This window comes from Xenophilus azovorans DSM 13620 (assembly GCF_000745855.1).
GTDB lineage: Bacteria > Pseudomonadota > Gammaproteobacteria > Burkholderiales > Burkholderiaceae_C > Xenophilus > Xenophilus azovorans.
The window spans coordinates 39869-59014 of the sequence record NZ_JQKD01000003.1 but is presented as its reverse complement, the minus strand read 5'-3'; the positions used below and the strand labels follow the sequence as shown (position 1 = coordinate 59014).

The 19146-nt window shown below is 70.3% G+C and carries 15 protein-coding genes; 5 read left to right on the top strand and 10 right to left on the bottom strand.

Features of this window, described 5'->3' with window-relative positions; genetic code table 11:
- Positions 1-46: 46 nt before the first annotated feature.
- From Q392_RS00275 to Q392_RS00245, 7 genes are all read right to left on the bottom strand, one after another.
- On the bottom strand, positions 47-1342 hold the full coding sequence (locus Q392_RS00275) for a TRAP transporter large permease (RefSeq protein ID WP_038200241.1): 1296 nt from the start codon (positions 1340-1342) through the stop codon (positions 47-49).
- Positions 1342-1893, bottom strand: a complete 552-nt coding sequence (locus tag Q392_RS00270) for a TRAP transporter small permease (protein ID WP_038200240.1) — start codon at positions 1891-1893, stop codon at positions 1342-1344. The genes Q392_RS00275 and Q392_RS00270 overlap by 1 nt, the downstream gene beginning before the upstream one ends.
- A gap of 19 nt (positions 1894-1912) precedes the next feature.
- On the bottom strand, positions 1913-2647 hold the full coding sequence (locus tag Q392_RS00265; RefSeq protein WP_051952561.1) for an enoyl-CoA hydratase/isomerase family protein: 735 nt from the start codon (positions 2645-2647) through the stop codon (positions 1913-1915).
- A gap of 10 nt (positions 2648-2657) precedes the next feature.
- Complete coding sequence (locus tag Q392_RS00260) at positions 2658-3674, bottom strand: TRAP transporter substrate-binding protein (RefSeq protein ID WP_038200238.1); 1017 nt, start codon at positions 3672-3674, stop codon at positions 2658-2660.
- Between the two features lie 36 nt (positions 3675-3710).
- On the bottom strand, positions 3711-5405 hold the full coding sequence (locus Q392_RS00255) for an N-acyl-D-amino-acid deacylase family protein (protein ID WP_084216721.1): 1695 nt from the start codon (positions 5403-5405) through the stop codon (positions 3711-3713).
- Between the two features lie 18 nt (positions 5406-5423).
- A complete protein-coding gene (locus tag Q392_RS00250) occupies positions 5424-6401 on the bottom strand; it encodes a tripartite tricarboxylate transporter substrate binding protein (protein WP_051952559.1) in 978 nt (325 codons plus the stop codon).
- Between the two features lie 89 nt (positions 6402-6490).
- Positions 6491-7606, bottom strand: a complete 1116-nt coding sequence (locus Q392_RS00245) for a CaiB/BaiF CoA transferase family protein (protein ID WP_038200236.1) — start codon at positions 7604-7606, stop codon at positions 6491-6493.
- Positions 7607-7781: 175 nt separating this feature from the next.
- Here Q392_RS00245 and Q392_RS00240 point away from each other — a divergent pair, with 175 nt between their 5' ends.
- Both Q392_RS00240 and Q392_RS00235 read left to right on the top strand, forming a co-directional pair.
- On the top strand, positions 7782-8567 hold the full coding sequence (locus Q392_RS00240; RefSeq protein ID WP_038200234.1) for an SDR family NAD(P)-dependent oxidoreductase: 786 nt from the start codon (positions 7782-7784) through the stop codon (positions 8565-8567).
- A gap of 44 nt (positions 8568-8611) precedes the next feature.
- The gene (locus Q392_RS00235; RefSeq protein ID WP_038200225.1) at positions 8612-9790 is read left to right on the top strand and encodes an acetyl-CoA C-acetyltransferase; all 1179 of its coding nucleotides are present in this window, start codon (positions 8612-8614) and stop codon (positions 9788-9790) included.
- A 21-nt stretch (positions 9791-9811) separates the two neighbouring features.
- Here Q392_RS00235 and Q392_RS00230 read toward each other — a convergent pair whose 3' ends face one another.
- Both Q392_RS00230 and Q392_RS00225 read right to left on the bottom strand, forming a co-directional pair.
- The gene (locus Q392_RS00230) at positions 9812-12535 is read right to left on the bottom strand and encodes a winged helix-turn-helix domain-containing protein (protein ID WP_245610607.1); all 2724 of its coding nucleotides are present in this window, start codon (positions 12533-12535) and stop codon (positions 9812-9814) included.
- A gap of 45 nt (positions 12536-12580) precedes the next feature.
- Positions 12581-14461, bottom strand: coding sequence for an acyclic terpene utilization AtuA family protein (locus Q392_RS00225; RefSeq protein WP_211260186.1), 1881 nt, complete (start codon positions 14459-14461; stop codon positions 12581-12583).
- Between the two features lie 87 nt (positions 14462-14548).
- Between Q392_RS00225 and Q392_RS00220 the strand changes: the two genes are divergently transcribed.
- Positions 14549-15793, top strand: coding sequence for an acyl-CoA dehydrogenase family protein (locus Q392_RS00220; protein WP_038200223.1), 1245 nt, complete (start codon positions 14549-14551; stop codon positions 15791-15793).
- A gap of 31 nt (positions 15794-15824) precedes the next feature.
- Entirely contained in the window at positions 15825-16862 is a 1038-nt protein-coding gene (locus Q392_RS00215) for a phosphotransferase family protein (protein ID WP_051952558.1), read from the top strand.
- 27 nt (positions 16863-16889) lie between these two features.
- On the opposite strand, the gene Q392_RS00210 is transcribed toward Q392_RS00215, so the two are convergent.
- Positions 16890-17819, bottom strand: coding sequence for an SMP-30/gluconolactonase/LRE family protein (locus Q392_RS00210; RefSeq protein WP_038200221.1), 930 nt, complete (start codon positions 17817-17819; stop codon positions 16890-16892).
- A gap of 167 nt (positions 17820-17986) precedes the next feature.
- On the opposite strand from Q392_RS00210, the gene Q392_RS00205 reads away from it, so the two are divergent.
- Positions 17987-19138, top strand: a complete 1152-nt coding sequence (locus Q392_RS00205; RefSeq protein WP_038200219.1) for an ABC transporter substrate-binding protein — start codon at positions 17987-17989, stop codon at positions 19136-19138.
- The last annotated feature ends 8 nt before the right edge of the window (positions 19139-19146 follow it).

Genomic DNA, 19146 nt, shown 5'->3' with positions numbered 1-19146 from the left:
GGGCCCCGCATCGGGGCGCTTCCCGGCGCTCCGCCGCGAGCGCCTGCTATTTCATCGTGCCGGGCAGCCACAGCACCAGCGCGGGCCAGATCGTGAGGATCGCCACCGCCACCAGGTGCGCGTACACGTGCGGCCAGATGGAGGCGTAGACCTCGTTCACCTTCGCGCCCGTGACGCGCGCGACGATGAACACGTTCAGCCCCACCGGCGGGATCACCATGCCGAGCTCCCCCAGCAGGATCACCACGATGCCGAACCAGATCGGGTCGTAGCCGAGTGCCACGATCATCGGAAGCACCACGGGGATGGTCAGCACCAGCATCGCGGACAGCTCCAGCAGGCACCCGAGGATCAGGTACATCGCGTACAGCATGACCAGAATTCCCCACGACGGGATGGAGAGCGACTTCGCCCAGAGCACCAGCGCCTCCGTCACGTGCGTCAGCACCAGGAAATAGGCGAACACGTGTGCCGCCATCACGATCAGCAGGATCATGCAGGTGGTGCGCGCCGCGCGGTAGGCGGCCTGTATCGCCTTCTCCCACGTCATGCGCCGCATGGCCACGCAGATCAGCAGCGCTCCGAAGGCACCGATCGCCGAGGCCTCGGTTGGTGTGCACACCCCCGTGTAGATGAAACCCACGACCGAGAGGAAGAGCAGGGTGACCGGAAGCGCGACCTGCAGCGACTGCCACTTCTCGCGCCAGCTGTGCGAGCGGGAAGGCGGCGCGATATCGGGATGCAGCCACACCATGACGACGATCGTGAGAACGATGGTGATGGCCACGAGCACGCTCGGAATCACCGCCGCGATGAAGAGCTTGCCGATGTTCACGTCGGCGATGAGTCCGTACAGCACCAGCGCCACGCTCGGCGGTATCAGCATGCCCAGGGTGCCCGAGATCGAGACCACGCCGTAGGCTAGCTTCGGCTCGTACTTCGCCTTCAGCATCGCCGGGATGGAGGTCGACGACAGTGTCGCCGCCGACGCCGTGCTCGAATGGCAGATGGCGGCGAAGCCGGCGCCGGCGAGCGCGGTCGCGATGGCGAGGCCGCCGCGCACGCGACCCACCCAGGCCGCGGCCGCCGCGAAGATGCCGTCGGCCACGCCGCTGGCGATCACGAACTCGGCCATCAGGAGGAAGAGCGGCACCGTCACGAACTCGTAGTTCGACACGGCTGAGACCGGCGCGGATTCCAGTACGCCCATCACCACGGACGGGCCCGCGATCATCGCCAGCCCGCCGGCCGAGGAAGCGAGGATCGCGAGCGCGATCGGAAGGCGAAGCATCATCATGAGCACCAGTACGCCCAGCGTCGCGGGGATTGCCCAGGCAGCCATCAGTGCACCCCCGCCGTGGCCGATTCGGCCGCGGATTCATCCTTGTTGAAGACCGACGCGTCCTGGCCCCTCTGCAGGTAGCGCGCCAGGCGCGCGAGGATGCGCAGCGTGAGAAGGCCGAGGCCCAGGGTGATGGTCGCCTTCTCGATCCATACCGGCCATTCGTAGAGCCCGGGATGCACTTCGCCCTTTCCGAAGCTCTCGGCCATCGATTGCCCGACGACCCAGGTCGTGAGCACCAGCACGGCGGCAGCGGCGACCCAGGCCACCGCCTGCAAGACGCCCCAGGCACGTGGAGGCAGGAAGCGAACCTGCAGGTCGAGCTCGATGTGCGTCTGGGTGCGCAACACCTCGGAGACCATGAAATACACGACGATGTTGATCACGTAGATCGAGACCACGTCGTAGACCCAGGGCAGGGGGTGGCTGAAGAAATAGCGGCCGCCCACGTCGCAGGCGATCATCAGCATGACCGCCAGTACCAGCAGCGCGGCCAGGCGGGACAACAGCCAGTCGATCGCCGACAGGCCTTTCTCGAACGAAGCAAGCAAGATGTTTTCTCCGATGGGATCAGGCTGCCGCGCGCATCTGCGCGAATGCCCGGGTCTGGGCTTCGATGTGGGCTTCCATGGCGGCGCCGAGGTCGAGTCCGAGGCCGCCGGCCAGCGAGGTCTTCGCCACCGTCAGCCCGGTGGGCGCGAGCGCGCCGAGTTCTTCCGCGAGCGCCTGGGCCCGTGCATCGAGTTCGTCGGCCTCGCAGACTTCGCCGACGAGCCCGAGTTCGAGCGCACGCCTGGCATCGAGCGTGCGGCCCAACAGCACCATCTCGGCGGCGCGGTGCCTGCCCAGCAGGCGCGGCATGAGCCAGCCGCCGCCGGCGAGGCCGCGGTGCACCTCCGGCAGGCCGAATGCCGCGCCTCGCACGGTGATCGTGTAGTCGCTGCAGAACGCGAGCGCCGCGCCGCCGCCGAGGGCATCGCCCTGGACCAGGGCGACGATCGGCTGCGGGAAGCGGATCATCTCCATGTAGAGCGCAAGAATGCCCGTCATCGCGGCGCGAAAGCCGTCGACGTCGAACGAGCGGAACTCCTTGACATCCGCGCCGGCGCAGAACGCGCGACCCTCAGCGCGGATGAAGAGGCCATGCCGGTCCGCGCGCGCCGCCTGCTCTCGCAGCAGGTTCCGCAGTTCCGCCACTGTTCCGGAAGACAGCGGGTTGACCCCGCTGGGCGACCGGAGGCAGATCTCGGTGAAGACGCGGGATGCGGCGTGTCGCTCGGTGCGGGTGAAGGTGGTGCGGGTCACGCGCGGCGCTTCAGCGGTAGGGCTTCACCGCGTCGCGGAAGGCCGCCAATGTCTCGCTGCCCTTCCGGCCTCGCCTGTCGGCCGCATCCGCCCATTCCTGGGCCACCGTTGCAAGCTCGTCGTCGAACTTCTTGCGGTCTGCCTCGTTCAGGATCACGGGCGTCATGCTGCTGGCGGCCACCAGCTTCTTGATCGCGTCCTGTTCCTCCTTGTCGATGAGTTCGCAGGCGCGGCGCGTGGTCTTGTCCCCGATATCGGAAAGGATCTTCTGCTGTGCCGGCGACAGCTTGCCCCAGGACCTGGTGGAGATCGCGTACAGGGTCATGCTGCTGCCGAAGGAGAGGTTCGTCGTGCCGTACTTCGTCTTGCCCTGCAGGTCGTAGGTGAAGACGCTCGCGCCCGGGAACGCCATGCCGTCGACCGTGCCGCGTGAGAAGGACTCGCTCAGCTCGGCCGCACTCATGCGGATCGGCACCATGCCCAGCACGCGCAGGGCGGCATCCATCGCTGGGCCGGAGGAGCGGATCTTCAGGCCCTTCATGCTGGACAGGTTGTCGAACTTCTTCGACGTGAAAAGCTGGTAGGCGGGCAGGCCCACCACGTAGAGCAGGCGCAGGCCCTGCGGCGCGAGCTCCGTGCGGTCGATGAAGCCGCCCGGCTTGGCCAACTGCTCGTAGGCGAGCGAAGCGGCGCAGGCGTTCGGCAGGATGCCGGGCAGTTCGGCGACGGTGGACAGAAGCAGCGGATCGCCCAGGTAGCCGGGGACGAACTCGCCGATGTCGGTGATGCCGGCCTTCGTGAGCGTCATCATGTCCTTCGACTTGCCCAGCCGCTCGCTCGGGTAGCGCTCGATCTTGACGGCGCCATCGGTCGCCTTCTGCACCTCGTCGATCCAGTAGTTGGTGGAGTAGCGCGCAACGTAGTGATCCTGCGCCAGCCTGTCGGCCAGCTTGAGTTCGACGGTCTGGGCCGTGGCGGTGGTGGCCAGCAGGGTGGCCGCGAGCACGGTGCAGGCAGTGAATTTCATGATGTCTCCTGTGGTTGTAGGGGAAGGCCGATGAGGTCAGGCGCGGCCCTTGCGCAGCAGCCGGCCCGGCAGCGGCTCGCCGGCGCCCAGGGCGTCCTGCCCTGTGCGCCGGATGACGACGCCGTTCACCACCACCGCGTCGATGCCCGTGGCCTCGGACACCAGGCGCGGCGCGCCGGCCGGCATGTCGTTCACGCGCTTGAGGGGGCCCGCGGCCACGGTGTCGGGGTCGAAGACGACGACATCCGCGGGCCGGCCGACGGCCAACAGCCCGCGGTCTTCGATGCCGAACGCCTCCGCGGGCCGCGAGGTCAGCATGCGCACCGCCTCTTCCAGCTTCAGTACCTTCTTCTCCCGGACCCAGCGGCCCAGGAGGTGCGTGGCCTGGCAGGCATCGCACAGCTGGCTGGCGTGGGCGCCGGCATCGGACAGGCCCAGCACCATGTTGCGGTTGGTCAGCAGTTCCTCGACCTGGGTCTCGTCGTGGTTCGCCAGCGGCATGCGGAAGCGGGCTTCCAGGTTGGTCGCGAGCGCCATGTCGAGCGCGAGGTCGACGGGGTGGATGCCGCGCTCCCGGCCCACCTCGGACAGGAGCCGTTCCTCCAGGGCCGGCTCGGGCGCGTATTCGACGATGGCCATCAGTTCGAAGGCCTTCTTCAGTTCCGGCCAGGCCGTGTCCCAGCGATCGCGGAACTGTGCGCGAAATGCCGGGTCGCCGTAGATGGCGCGCTTTCCCTCGGCGTCCGCGACCGCCACCGGCTTGAAGAATGACATGCCCTCCAGGATGGTCGGCTCGCTGAACTGGAACTCGAAGTTCAGCGGCCGCGGCGTCACCTGCGGTGCGATGCGCAGGCCCTTGGCCGCCAGCTCCTCCGACTTCGCGAGCTGCTCCTTGTGCCCGGACTTGCCGAAGGCCGAGCCCGCGAGCAGGGCGGACCAGCTGATCGGCGCGCCGGTTTCGACAGCCAGCTGCTCGATCTGCTCCAGCAGCAGGCCGGGGCCCAGCGTGGTCTGCAGCATGCCGTGGCCGGCTTCCTTCAGGGTCGAGGCCAGGGTACGGACCTCGTCGAAATCCGCAGCGCGGCTGGGCACGGGCCGCCCGGCGAAGCCCACGTGCGCCTGCAGCTTGGACGTGGCGAGGCCGAGCGCACCGGCATCCAGTGCTTCCTTGACGATGCGGCGCATGGCCGCGATCTCGTCCGCGGTGGCGTTGCGCTCCGTCGCTTGTTCGCCCATCACATAGAGGCGCAGCGGCGTGTGGCCGATTAGCGCGGCCACGTTGATCGCGGCTCCGCGCTGTTCCACCAGGTCCAGGTACTCGGGAAAGGACTCGAAGCCCCAGTCCCCCAGGCCTTCGTGCAGCGCCGCTGCGCTCATGCCCTCGACTTTCTCCAGCGTCTGGATCAGCAGATTGCGATGGTCCCTGCGCACCGGTGCGATGCCGAAGCCGCAGTTGCCCATCACCACCGTCGTGACGCCGTGCCAGGGCGAGATCGACAGCAGACGGTCCCACAGCACCTGCGCGTCGTAGTGGGTGTGAATGTCGACGAAGCCGGGGCACACTACGCGGCCTGCGGCATCGAGTGTCTGCGCGGCGTTGCCGGGTGCCTCGCCGAGGGCGACGATGCGGCCGCCGCGAATGCCGACGTCACCGGCGCGGCCGGGCGCGCCCGTGCCATCGACGATGAGGCCACCGGTGATCTTCAGGTCATAGTCCATCTTGTCTTCCATGGGATGTGATGCGCGGCCTCAGTCGACCTGGACCTTGGCTTCCTTGTTGAATTGCGTCCACTTTTCCAACTCGTCCTGCACGAAACGGCGGAACTGGGGCGCGGACATCGTTCCGGCGACGGCGCCGTTCTGGCGCAGCCAGTCGCGCTCCCTGGCGCTGCCCATCGTGCGGACGGCGATCGCGTTGAGCGCGGTGGTGATCGGCTCGGGCAGCCTGGCCGGACCGTAGAGCGCGATCCAGGTCGAGACGTCGTAGCGCGCGAAGCCCTGCTCGGCGACGGTGGGAACGGAGGGCAGGGTCTCGCTGCGCGCGGCGGACGACATCGCGATCGCCTTCAGCCGGCCGCTGCCGACGTGCTGCGCGACGGTGGCTACGTCCAGGAAGATGGAAGGCAACTGGCCGCCGAGCAGGTCGTTCACCGCCGGGTTGGCGCCCTTGTAGGGGACGTGCGTCATCGGCGCCTTCGTCATCAGGCGCAGCATCTCGCCGGCGAGGTGGCTGGTGCCGCCGGCACCCGTGGAGCCGAACGACGCGCCGCCGTTCTGCGTCTTGGCATACGCGAGGTATTCACCGAGCGTGTTCGCCGGCACCGACGGATGCACCACGAGCACCATGGGCGAGCTCAGCAGCATCGCGACAGGCGTGAAGTCGCGCAGCGCGTCGTAGGGCATCCTGCTGCGGAAGGCCTGGTTGATCACGTGGCTGGGGCTGTTCACCAGTAGCGTGTAGCCATCGGGACGCGCCTTCGAGGCTAGCTCGGTGCCGATCATTCCGCCTGCTCCCACGCGGTTCTCCACCACCACCGGCTGCTTGAGCTCTTCCTGCAGGCCTTGTGCGAGGTGGCGCGCCGCGACGTCCGTCAGGCCGCCGGCCGGGAAGGGCACGATGATGGTGATCTGCCTGTCGGGCCAGGCCGCGTGGGCGGTGGCCGCAAGCAGCCATGCGGCAAACGCCCACAGCAGACGGGCCGTGCACGCTAGGACGGAATGGGGCATCTCACATGTCTCCTGATCTTGGCGTGCATGGTGCGTGGGTGCCGCACCTGTCGAATCGTCGGTACCGACGATTTGCGCGGGGCCTGGGTTCAGCGCGGCGGCTCGATGCGCGCGGCGTCGATGGTCCGTTGCGACAGACCCCACGCACGCAGATCCGCATCGCTCGCTTCGCTGCTGGCATGCGGCAGCGCGGACGGGGTCCGCGAGAACCGGGGTGCCGGCGCCGGCTGTGCGAAGCCGTCGACCTCGACGAAGGTGTGCCGGTCCGCGTGGTGCGGATGGAAGGGTGCCTCGTCCCAGTCCATGACGGGCGAAAGGCAGCAGTCGCGGCCTTCCGCCAGCCGGCACCATTCATCGCGCGGCCGCGTGCGGAAGACATCCGCGAGCCGAGCCTTGTGTGCCGGCCACTGCGTGCGATTCCATTGATCGGCGAAGGCGGGATCGTCGGCGACGCCGCAAAGCGCCAGCAGTTGTGCATGGAACTGCGGCTCCGTCGCTGCCACGGCGACATAGCCGCCGTCTGCGCAGAGATAGGTGTTGTAGAAGTGGGCGCCGCCGTCGAGATGGTTCTCGCCGCGGCCGAGCCATCGGCCTGCGGCCCTGCGGCCATGGAACAGGGCGCCGAGCAGCGCGCTGCCGTCGCTCATCGCCGCATCGATCACCTGGCCGCGGCCGGAGATGCTGCGTTCCTGCAACGCGGCCAGCACGCCCACGGCCAGCAGCATCGCGCCGCCGCCGTAGTCGGCCACCAGGTTGAGCGGCGGAACCGGCGGCTCGCCGGGCCGGCCGATGCCGTGCAGGGCGCCGCTCAGCGCGAGGTAGTTGAGATCGTGGCCTGCCGCCTGCGCCAGGCTTCCATGCTGGCCCCAGCCCGTCATGCGGCCATAGACCAGCCGCGGATTGCGTTCCAGACAGGGCCCGGGCCCCAGGCCGAGGCGCTCCATCACGCCGGGGCGGAAGCCTTCGATCAGCACATCGGCCGCGGCCGCGAGGTCGAGCGCGGCGGCAGCCCCGGCGGACGAGCGCAGGTCGAGCGCGATGCGCCGACGCCCGCGGGCGGGCACGTCGAAGCGGTCGTGCGGAACGCCGGGGCGGGTGACCTGCATCACTTCGGCGCCCAGGTCCGCCAGCACCATGCCGCAGAACGGTGCCGGACCGATGCCTCCGGCCTCGAACACGCGGACTCCCGTGAGCGGACCGGCCATGCAAGCTCCTTGAATTTCTGCGACGCGTGATGGTCGTGGCGTCGCCCGCGGGAGGCAATCGTCCGAAGCGACGAGCGTGTGCCTCCGGCGGCGCGAGGATGGATTCGTCCATTCCGACGGTTCGCCGCCCCGAGGCCGTCCCTAGACTGGCCGGATCTGCAACGAATCCATCGCCATGAACCTCGATTCCTCCGTTTCCGCCATCGTTACCGGCGGCGCCTCCGGCCTTGGCGGCGCCACGGCGCGCCGCCTCGCATCCCGTGGCGTGCGCGTAGCCATCTTCGATTTCAACGCGGAAACCGGCGAGGCGATGGCCCGCGAGATCGGTGGCCTGTTCTGCCGGGCCGACGTGACCAGCGAGGAGCAGGTCGTGGCCGCCTTCGGCAAGGCGCGCGCCGCTCATGGGCAGGAACGCATCCTGGTCAATTGCGCGGGCACCGGCAATGGCATCAAGACGGCCAGCCGCGACAAGGCGACCGGCCAGCCGAAGCACTTCCCGCTGCCCGATTTCGAGAAGATCATCCAGATCAACCTGATCGGCACCTTCCGCTGCCTCGCGCACAGCGCCGCCGGCATGCTGGCGCTGGATCCCGTGGGCCCGCACGGCGAGCGCGGCGCCATCGTCAACACGGCGTCGGTCGCGGCGCAGGACGGCCAGATGGGCCAGGCGGCCTATGCGGCGTCCAAGGCCGGCGTGGTGGGCCTCACGCTGCCGGTGGCGCGCGACCTCATGGGCGAAGGCATCCGGGTCAACACCATCCTGCCCGGCATCTTCGCGACGCCGCTGCTCATGGCGCTGCCGGACAACGTGCTGCAGGGGCTCGCGCAATCGGTTCCCTTCCCCAAGCGCCTGGGCGACCCCGAGGAGTACGCCCAACTGGCCGAGACCATGATCACCAACGGCTATTTCAACGGCGAAAGCGTTCGCCTCGACGGCGCGATCCGCATGGCGCCGCGCTGACCTCCGCTGACGTCGCCGACCCATTTCACAGGAGCACACCCACCATGGCAGAAGCATTCATCGTCGCCGCCGCACGCACCGCGGGCGGCCGGCGCAACGGCAGGCTCGCGGGCTGGCACCCGGTCGAACTCGCAGCGCGTGTCCTCGACGAACTGCTGGAACGTTCCGACTGCGATCCGTCCCTCGTCGAGGACGTCATCATGGGCTGCGTCAGCCAGGTCGGCGAGCAGTCCACCAACGTGGCCCGCAACGCCGTGCTGGCGTCACGGCTGCCCGAGTCGGTGCCCGGCACCTCGCTGGACCGGCAGTGCGGCTCGTCGCAGCAGGCGCTGCACTTCGCGGCGCAGGCCGTGATGTCCGGCTCCCAGGACATCGTCATCGCCGCCGGCGTGGAGAGCATGACCCGCGTGCCGATGTTCACGCCCTCGGCGCTGCCGCAGAAGCACGGGATGGGCTTCTACATGAGCCCGGAGATCCGCCGGCGCTACGGCGAGCAGGACTTCAGCCAGTTCACCGGCGCCGAGATGATCGCCGTGAAGTACGGCTTCGAAAAGGAGGCGCTCGATCGCTATGCGCTGCGCAGCCATGAACTGGCCGCGCGCGCGGCCGACGAGGGCCGCTTCGACGCCGAGATCCTGCCGCTGGCCGTGCGCGATGCGAACGGCGCCGAGACCGACGAGGTGCACCGGCGCGACGAGGGCATCCGCGCCGGCGCGAGCCTGGAGGCGATCGCCGCAGTGAAGCTGCTGGCCGAGGGAGGCCGCATCACCGCCGCCAATGCCAGCCAGATCTGCGACGGCGCCAGCGGCGTGCTCGTGGTGAACGAGCGTGGCCTGGCGCGCCTGGGCGCGAAGCCGATGGCCCGCATCCACCACATGAGCGTGATGGGCCACGATCCGGTGATCATGCTGGAGGCGCCCATCCCGGCGACGCGGCGCGCGCTGGAGAAGGCGGGCCTGAAGATGGCCGACATCGATCTGTACGAGGTGAACGAGGCCTTCGCGCCGGTGCCGCTGGCCTGGCTGCAGGCGCTGGAGGCCGACGCCGGGCGCCTCAACGTGCACGGCGGCGCCATCGCCCTGGGCCATCCGCTGGGCGCTTCCGGCACGCGGCTCATGACCACCCTGCTGCACGCACTGGCGCAGCGCGGCGGGCGCTACGGCCTGCAGACCATGTGCGAAGGCGGGGGCATGGCCAACGTCACCATCGTGGAGCGGCTGTAGCGGGCCGCGCGGGGGGATCTCTCAGCGGATCAGGCCGTAGCGCCTGGCCAGGGACACCGCCTGCGTGCGGTTCTGCGCGCCGAGCTTCATGTTGATGTTGCGCAGGTGCGTGCGCACGGTGCTGTCGGAGACGAACAGCTTCTCGGACATCGCGCTGTTCGAGTAGCCCTCGGCCAGCAGCTTGAGCACCTGCATCTCCTTCTGCGTCAGGGGCTCCACCTGCCATGGCGCCTCGCTGGCCGCCGGGCCCTGCGCCAGCTCGGCGGCCAGGGCGTCGGGGCCGAGGGCGTCGAGCAGGCGCTGCGCGTATTCGACCAGGATCGGGTCGGACTTCTCCGGCGCCGCCTTCAGCGGAGCGAGCACCGCCTGGATCGGCCCCGCGACGTAGGGGCCGTCGTCGATCACCAGCCGCACGAAGCCTTCGCGGCTGCCTTCATGCAGGATGTCCCGCATCACGTCCGCCGCGGCCTCGTGCTGCCTGAGCTTCCACAGGGCCATCGACTTGAGCACGCGCAGCTTGCGGCTGCGGCGCACGCGCGCCTCGGCGTCGATGGCCGGCAGGTCGCGGTCGATGCGGCGCAGCGCCTCCTCGGGGTCGCCGAACAGGATCTCCCAGCGCAGGCGCGCGATGCCGAGGTCCAGCACGTCGTGCGCGGGCAGGCGCTGGCGGGCGACCCGCGCCCAGACGACCGGGTCGTCGGCGCGGTCCAGTTCCTCGCGCGCACCGTAGGCATTGCCCTGGCGCATCAGCATGCGCGAGCGTTCCAGCTTGGCCGACGCCACCACGCGCGGCAGCTTGCGCACGTGGCCCAGGGTCTCCAGTTCGGTGAGCACGCGCAGGGCGCCGTCCACGTCGCCGCGCCAGAAGAGCAGGCGCGAGCGCATGGCGTAGCTGCTGATCATGTGGTCCGGCAATCCCACCTCCCGCGCCAGCGGCAGGTACACGTTCAGCAGGCGGTCGCAGGCGTCGAGCTCGTCCGCCTCGTACATGGCGCCGGCGTACAGCACGCCGGCCCAGGCGTTGCCGCCGGTATGGCTGTAGTCGCTTTCATTCGTGGTGGCGTCCACGGCGATGCGGAAGCGCGCGGTGGCCTGCCGGAAGCGGCCCCGCTCGATGTCCAGCAGTCCTTCGGTGGACTCGGTGTACATGCGGTTGAACATGCTGCTGCCCTGCGCCTTGCGCGCGGCGTCGAGCAGGCGCTGCGCCTCGCGCTTCTCGCCCAGCACGGAGGTCACGTGCGCCATGCAGTTGGTCAGCACCGTGTCGGCGAAGGGCACGGCGGTGGGCAGGCGCGCCAGGCCGGCGCGGCCCACCTCGTTGGCTTCGTCGTAGCGGTCGAGCATCGCCAGCAGCAGCGGCTGCAGCGCGTTCACATGTGCCCTGATCGTCGGGTCCTCGCTGTCCTCGATGCCGCTGGCGGCCAGCAGCGCCATGCCTTCCAGCGCGCCCTGCGTGAACAACACAGCCCAGACGTAGATGGCCTGCATGCGCGGGTGCGCGGCCAGCTGTTCCGGAGGCACCGCCGCAAACCAGCGGGCCATCAGGCGCATCCGGCCCTGGTCGAGGAAGCGCTGGGCATGCCGCTCCAGCAGCGTCAGCGCATGCGGATGGTCGCCGCCCTCGATGGCGTGTTCGATCGCCGGCACGGGCCGTCCGACCGATTCGTACCAGCCGCAGGCGGCCAGGTGCAGTCGCAGCAGCTCGCCCGGGTGCTCGCGCTGCAACTGGGTGCGCAGGAAATTGGCGAACAGCGCGTGGTAGCGGTAGTGAGGCTCGGCGTCCTCGCTCTCGACCGGCAGCAGGAACAGGCTGGAGGCGTTCAGCCGCCCCAGCATGCGGGCGCAGTCGGTGCGCGGGACGAGCGCCTGGCACAGCGGCGCATCGAGCTGCCGCAGGATGCTGGTGCGCAGCAGGAACTCGCGCACGTCCGGCGGCTGGCGCTCCAGCACGTCCTCGGCCAGGTACTGGGCGATGGCGCCGCCGGAGCCGGCCAGCCGCTCGATGAATTCCCTGCCGGCGTCCCGGTTGTCCAGCACCATCGAGGCCAGCAGCAGCGCCGCGATCCAGCCCTCGGTTCGCGCATGCAGCAGTTCCAGCGTATCCGGCGGCAGGGGCGGCAGGCCGCGCAGGCGCAGGAACTCCGCGGTCTCGTCGATGCTGAAGCGCAGCACCTCGATGCCGATCTCCGCCAACTGGCTGCGCACCCGCAGCCGGCCGAGCCCGATGTCCGGCAGGCTGCGCGAACCGATGACGAGCCGGCCGCTGCGCGGCAGGCGCTCGATCACCTGGCGCACCAGGCTCACCACGGCCGGGGACTGCAGGGCCTCGAACTCGTCAAGGAACAGCGCGAAGGGCGGGCCGTCGCGCTCCAGAGCGGCGAGCGCCTCCGTGTCGGGGCCGGCGGCGAGGTGGTCCTCGATCTGCAGGCGGGCCACGGCCTCCGCCAGGCAGCTCAGGAAGCGAGGCATGTCGTTGTCGGCGGTGTCGAGCGTGACCCATGCGGTGGCCACGCCGGCGCTGCTGAGCTGTTCGTGGATCTGCCGCAGCGCGGTCGTCTTGCCGAAGCCGGCGGGCGCGCGGACCAGGATGAGCTTGGCAGCCGCGGCGCGCTCGACCCGTTCGGCGATGGCCGAGCGCCGCACGAACGCCGCGTTGGTACCGGGCAGGTTGAACTTGCTGGACTGCGCCATCACGCGGCCGCGCAACAGCGCCGGAGCGGCGAAGGGAGAGCTGGGGGGCGTCATGAACGGCGGCGGCCGGCACGAAGGCGGTGCCTGGGGCCGTGCATTCTAGGGACGCGTCTGCGGTGCCGCCCGGGCAGTCGGCGCCGGCGGCGGCACGCCCGGCGCGGCGCCGTGGGCCCCCGCCGGATGCTCGTCCACCAGCAGTTCCACCGGGATCTCGATCTGGCGCGACAGCACGAACTCGCCCACCGCCTTGCCGACCTGGTCGGCCTGCAGGTTCGTGCTGCCGCCGCACCCCAGCAGGCCGCGCACGATGAAGTGCACGGCGCGCAGGTGCGCGAATTCGTGGCGCACGATCTCCAGCCCTTGCGCCTGTGGCAGCAGGCGGCGCAGCATCTCGGTCGACAGCGCCTGCCGCAGCCACGGCCAGGCCTTCTCCTGGGCAGCCCACACGCCCACGTTGCTGTTGCCGCCCTTGTCGCCCGAGCGGGCGAAGGCCACGCGGCCCAGCGGCGCCCGTTGCGTCGCGCGGCCGGCCGCCGGCGGCAGCGGTTCCGGCTCAGCATGCACGGGCTGCGGCCGGGCGGGCCCGGCCTGCGGATGCGGCGGGATGTCGAGCGTGCGGCCGTCGTCCAGCACCACGGTGTGCGCCAACTGGCCCACGTGCAGCACGGCCGGCCAGTACTCGATCCGGCGCATCGGCTTGAGCGCCCGTTCCGCGCCGGAGTCGGTGTAGAAGCCCGGTACGCTCCACAGGTACAGGCTGTTGAGGCGGGTGAAGAAGTTCTCCTCGGTGAGCGCATCGCGCTCCCCTGCCTGGGCCGCAATGCGCACCGCGACGGTGGCCTCGTACTGCGACTCGGGCTGCGCCGCGGGCGCGCCGAAGGCGGTGATCTCCAGGTGATCCACGTGCCCGGCCAGCAGCCGGTGCAGCTGGGCGCGCAGCAGCGCGAGCTTGCGGTCGATGTCGACGCCGGTGACGAAGGCCCAGGACACGATCTGCCAGCCCTCCGGCGCGAAGACGGCCACCTTGGTGGTGTCCGGCGGCGGCTCGCCGCGCGCACCGCCGACGCGCACCCGGTCCGGCCCCACCTGTTCGCAATGGACGCCAGAGAGGTCCACCGTCACGTCGGGGTTCAGGTACTTCGGCCCCTGGATCTCGTACACGAGCTGGGCGGTCACCGTGTCGGTGGTCACCGCGCCGCCGTCGCGCGCGTGCTTGGTGATGATGCTCGAGCCGTCCGCCGCGATCTCGCCCACCACGAAGCCGGGGAAGGTGATGCCGGGCAGCGCCGCGAAGCCGCTGAAGTTGCCGCCGGTGGCATGGGGTCCGCATTCGAGGATGTGGCCCGCGATCACGCCGCCGGCCAGGCGGTCCCAGTCGTCCTGGCGCCAGCCGTGCCACCAGGCGGCCGGGCCCAGCGTCAGCGACGAATCGGTGACGCGCCCGCACAGCACGATGTCGGCGCCTTCGCGCAGCGCGGCGGCGATGCCCCAGGCGCCCAGGTAGGCGTTCGCCGAGATCGGCGCGCGGCCCCAGCTCGCCAGCGGTGCGCCCGTGTCCAGGTGCCTCAGCGGGTGTCCTGCGGCCTGCAGCAGCGCGAGCCGGTCGAGCACGTTGTCGCCCTCCACGCATGCGACCTTCAGCGCCAGGCCGGCCTCGGCGATCAGGCCGCGCAGCACCTGCGCCAGTGCGCGCGGGTTCAGCCCGCCGGCGTTGGTGACCAGCTTGACGCCGCGCGCGGCGATGCCGGCCAGGTGCGGCTGCACCTGGCGCACGAAGTACTCCGCGTAGCCCTGGGACGGGTCCTTGCGAAAACGCGCGGAGATGCCCGCCAGCGTGATCTCGGCGAGGTAGTCGCCGATCAGCACGTGGAGCGGGTCTCCGGCCATCGCCTCGTCGAGCGCGCTCGCGCGGTCGCCGAAGTAGCCGGAGAAGCTGGCGACGACCAGGGGCTCGCGCGGCGGGGAGTCGATCATGCTCATGCGCGGCATGGTCGGATGCGGGCCCGGCGTCCGCCATCGTCGGTTGCGACGATTCGCGCCGGCCCTCGGCTTCCTAGACTGCCGCGCATGAATTTCAATCACTCTCCCAAGACGCTCGAACTCCAGGCCCGTCTGCGCGAGTTCATGGACCGCCACATCTATCCCGCGGAGAAGGACGTCTACCAGGAGGCGCGAAAGAACGCGGAGGCCGGCGCGCCCTGGACGCCTTCGGTGATCATCGAGAACCTCAAGCCCAGGGCGCGCGAGGCAGGGCTGTGGAACCTGTTCCTGCCGCTGCACACCACGCAGAAGTCGGGCGTGATGGGCGCCGGCCTGACCAACCTGGAATACGCGCCGCTCGCCGAGGAGCTGGGCAAGGTCTCGTGGTGCAGCGAGGTGTTCAACTGCTCGGCGCCGGACACCGGCAACATGGAGACGCTGGCGCTCTACGGCACGGCCGAGCAGAAGGAGCAGTGGCTCAAGCCGCTGATGGAAGGCCGGATCCGTTCGGCCTTCGCGATGACCGAGCCGGAAGTCGCCTCCAGCGACGCGACCAACATCGGCACCCGCATCGAGCGCGACGGGGACGACTACGTGATCAACGGCCGCAAGTGGTGGACCTCTGGCGCGGGCAATCCGCATTGCAAGGTCTACATCACCATGGGCAAGTCCGACCCCGAGGGGCCCAGGCACGCGCAACAGAGCATGATCCTCGTGCCGGCGGGCACGCCCGGCATCAAGGTGCTGCGCCACCTCGACGTGCTGGGCTTCTCCGATGCGCCGCACGGCCACATGGAGATCGTGTTCGAGAACGTGCGCGTGCCGGCCGGCAACATGCTGCTGGGCGAGGGGCGCGGATTCGAGATCGCACAGGGCCGCCTGGGGCCCGGGCGCATCCACCACTGCATGCGCCTGATCGGCCTGGCCGAGCGCTGCCTGGCGCTGATGTGCCGCCGCCTGGCCGGCCGCACGGCCTTCGGCAAGGTCCTGGCGACACAGTCCGTCTGGCACGAGCGCATCGCCGAGGCGCGCAGCCGCATCGAGATGGCGCGCCTGCTCACGCTGCGTGCGGCGTGGCGGATGGACGAGCACGGCAACAAGGTGGCGAAGAACGACATCGCGATGATCAAGGCGGTGGCGCCGGGCATGGCGCAGCAGGTGATCGACTGGACCATCCAGGCGCACGGCGCGGGCGGCCTGTGCCAGGACTTCCCGCTCGCCAGGTTCCTGGCGAACGCGCGCACCCTGCGCATCGCCGACGGCCCGGACGAGGTGCACCGCAACGCGATCGCGAAGAACGAGCTGGCCCCCTACCTTGCCGCATCGACGTGACGCCGTGCCGCCAGGGGAGGCGCCCGGGGCCATGACCGGCGCCGCGGCCGAGGCGCCGCCCGCCGGCCGGCTGGACGTCGCCGCGCTGCAGCGCTGGCTCGCCGGCCGCCTGCCCGGCTGCGAAGCCGGCCTGCACGTGCACCGGTTTCCGGGCGGCTCCTCCAATCCCACCTACGCGCTCGGCGCCGGCGGGCGCGAGTACGTGCTGCGCAAGCGTCCGGAGGGTGCGCTGTCGAACTCGGCGCACCGGGTGGAGCGGGAGTTCCGTGTGATGCAGGCGCTGCAGGGCAGCGGGGTGCCGGTGCCGCGCGTGCACCTGCTGTGCGAGGACAGCGCCGTGCTGGGACAGTCCTTCTACGTCATGGACCGCGTCCCGGGCCGCGTGCACGCGGACCCGGCGATGCCGGGCTGCAGCCCCGCGCAGCGCCGCGCCGCGTGGGACGAGATGAACGCCGTGCTGGCGCGGCTGCATGCGGTCGATGTCCGCGTGATCGGCCTGGACGACTACGGCCGCCCGGAGCGCTACGTGGCGCGGCAGCTCGAGCGCTGGCTCGCCCAGTACCGCGACGCGCGCACCGAGGACATCCCGGAGATGGAGCGCCTGGGCGCCTGGCTGCACGACCACGCGCCGCGCCAGGCGCGCGCGGCCCTGGTGCATGGCGACTACCGGCTGGGCAACCTGATCCTGGCCCCCGATCGGCCGGAGGTGGCCGCCGTGCTCGACTGGGAGATGAGCACGCTCGGCGATCCGCTCTGCGACCTCGCCTACAACTGCCTGTGCTGGCACCTGCGGGAGCTGCCCATCGGCTTCCAGGATGCGGACCCGGGCGCGCTCGGCATCCCGGCGGAGGCCGACTATGTGGAGAGCTACCGGCGGCGTGCCGGACTCGCCGAGATCCCGCACTGGACCTTCTACGTGGCCTTTTCCATCTTCAAGATCGCGGTCATCTCGCAGATCAACTACCGGCGCGCCCTGGCGGGCCATGCGCCGGCCGATTCCATCGAGAAGAAGAAGTACGTCGCCCGCCGGGCGCGGCTCGGCTGGGCGCTGGCGAGCCGGGGCGGCTGATCCGGGCTCGCCCCGGCTTCGCCGCGGTCAGCACGCGTGGTTCAGGCGCAGGCCCCGCGTCGGCCACGGTGCGGCCACCAGCTTGCCCGACCACGACAGGGTCAGGAACGCGGTGCGCGAGTCCTTGCCTCCGAAACACAGGTTGGTGACGTAGAGGTCGTCGATCGGGACGTGCGTCGCGCGCCCGCCCTCGGGCGGCACCACGGTGACCCCGCCATGGACCAGCGTGCCCACGTTCACGTTGCCTTCGCTGTCGACCGCGAGCGAGTCGAAGCGCTGAAGCCTGTGGTCGCCGCAGGCGGCCAGCAGCCGTCCGCCGGTGGCGGACGGAAAGGGCTCCTTGCGCACCACGCCGGGCGCCAGGATGTCCCAGGCCCACAGCCGCGCCGACTCGGTGTCCGCGACATAGAGCGTCTTGTTGTCGGGCGCAAGCCCGATGCCGTTGGGCGTGAAGATGGGAAAGATGACTTCCTGGATGAAGCTGCCGTCGGCCTTGGCGTAGTAGACGCTGCCGAGGTCCCGGCGCCGGTCCGACTCGACGGTCTTGCCCAGGTCGGTGAACCAGAAGCCGCCCTGATCGTCGAACACGAGGTCGTTCGGGCCGAGCAGCCTGTGGCCGTCGCACTGGTCGTAGAGGACCTCCGCGCGCCCGGTGTGCAGGTTCACGCGCTGGATGCAGCCGCCCTGGTAGCGGCTGCCGACGCCGTGCGGGCGGCGTCCGCCCTTCTCCTCCTTCCAGCCGAAGCCGCCGTTGTTGGCCACGTAGCACGCCCCGTCGGGGCCCATCGCCGCGCCGTTGGGTCCGTCGCCGAGCACGGCCACGGTGCTCACGCGCCCATCGGGCGTCCAGCGCCTGAGGCTGTCGCCGGCCACCTCGACGAACAGCACCGAGCCGTCGTCCATGGCCACCGGCCCCTCGGGGAAGGCCAGGCCGCCCGCCAGTTCCTTGATATGCATGTCGTCTCCATCCCGCGGGCCGCGGGTGTTGCAGTGTGTGGCACGCGCAGGGCGGGGGTCTTCGTCGATTGCGACGAAGAGCGCCTGGCGCGATTCGTCGCAACGGACGATGCCGGGTGCCGATGCCGTACCCATCATCCCCCGGGCACGACAAGGAGACATGAGCGATGGACTGGAACTTCGGCAGGGCCTTCAGGGCCATGGCGGCGCTCGCCGCGGGCGCGGCGTTGTCGTTTGCGGTGCATGCGCAGGGCAGCCTGAAGCTCGGCGTGCTGCTCAGCACCAGCGGCCCGGCGGCGGTGTTCGGCATTCCCGAGCGCGACGCGATCGTGGTCGCGGCCGAGCACATCAACGCGAACGGCGGCGTCAACGGCCGCAGGATCGAGCTGATCCACTACGACGACAAGACCAACCCGACGGAGGCGGCGCGGGGCGTGACGCAGCTCGTGTCCAACCACCGGGTCGTCGCGATCATCGGGCCCGGCACCGGCGGCGGCGCCCTCGCCGCGGGGCCGGTGGCGGCCCGGCTGCGGGTCCCGCTGCTGGTGCCGGGCGGCACCATCGCCGTGACCGACCGCCAGAACGCCTTCTATCCCTGGGTGTTCCGCGTGGGCGTGAACGACCTCGTCACGGTGCGCGGCATCCTGGCCGACATCGTGAAGAACGGCGGCAGGCGCATCGGCGTCTTCTACCAGGAGGACGCCTATGGCAAGGCCGGCGCCGACTACGCCGCGCAACTGGCGCCGGAACTCGGCTTCGAGGTGGTGGAGTCGGTCAGCGCGCCCTACAACGCCACCGACGTGAGCGCGCAGGCCACGCGCCTGCGCAATGCGAAGGTCGATGCGGTCTTCACGCAGGTCGCGATCTCCTCGCTGGGCGCGGCCTACGTCAAGGCCGCGGACCAGGTCGGGCTGAAGGTACCGACCTACGGCGGCTCCGGCCTGGTGCAGAAGAGCTTCCTCGACGCGGTCGGCAAGGCCGGCGACGGCATGCGGGTCACCAGCATCGGCAACCTGGCGCACGACCCGTCGCCGAGCGAGGCGAAGTTCGGCGAGATCCTGAAGAAGGCGGGCAAGACGCCCAGCGGGTGGATGGAGCTGATCGGAAGCAACGGGCTGATGACGGCCGTGGCCGCCGCCCGCAGGATCGACGGCGAGCCGACCGGCGAGGCGATGCGCGACGCGATCGAGACGCTGTGCGACTTCGAGATCCATACGCGCGGACGGGCCTGCTTCTCGAAGGACAACCATGACGGCTTCGGCGAGAGTTCGCTGGTGATCACCGAGATCCGCGACGGTGCATTCCGCTCGCGCCCATGAACGACCAA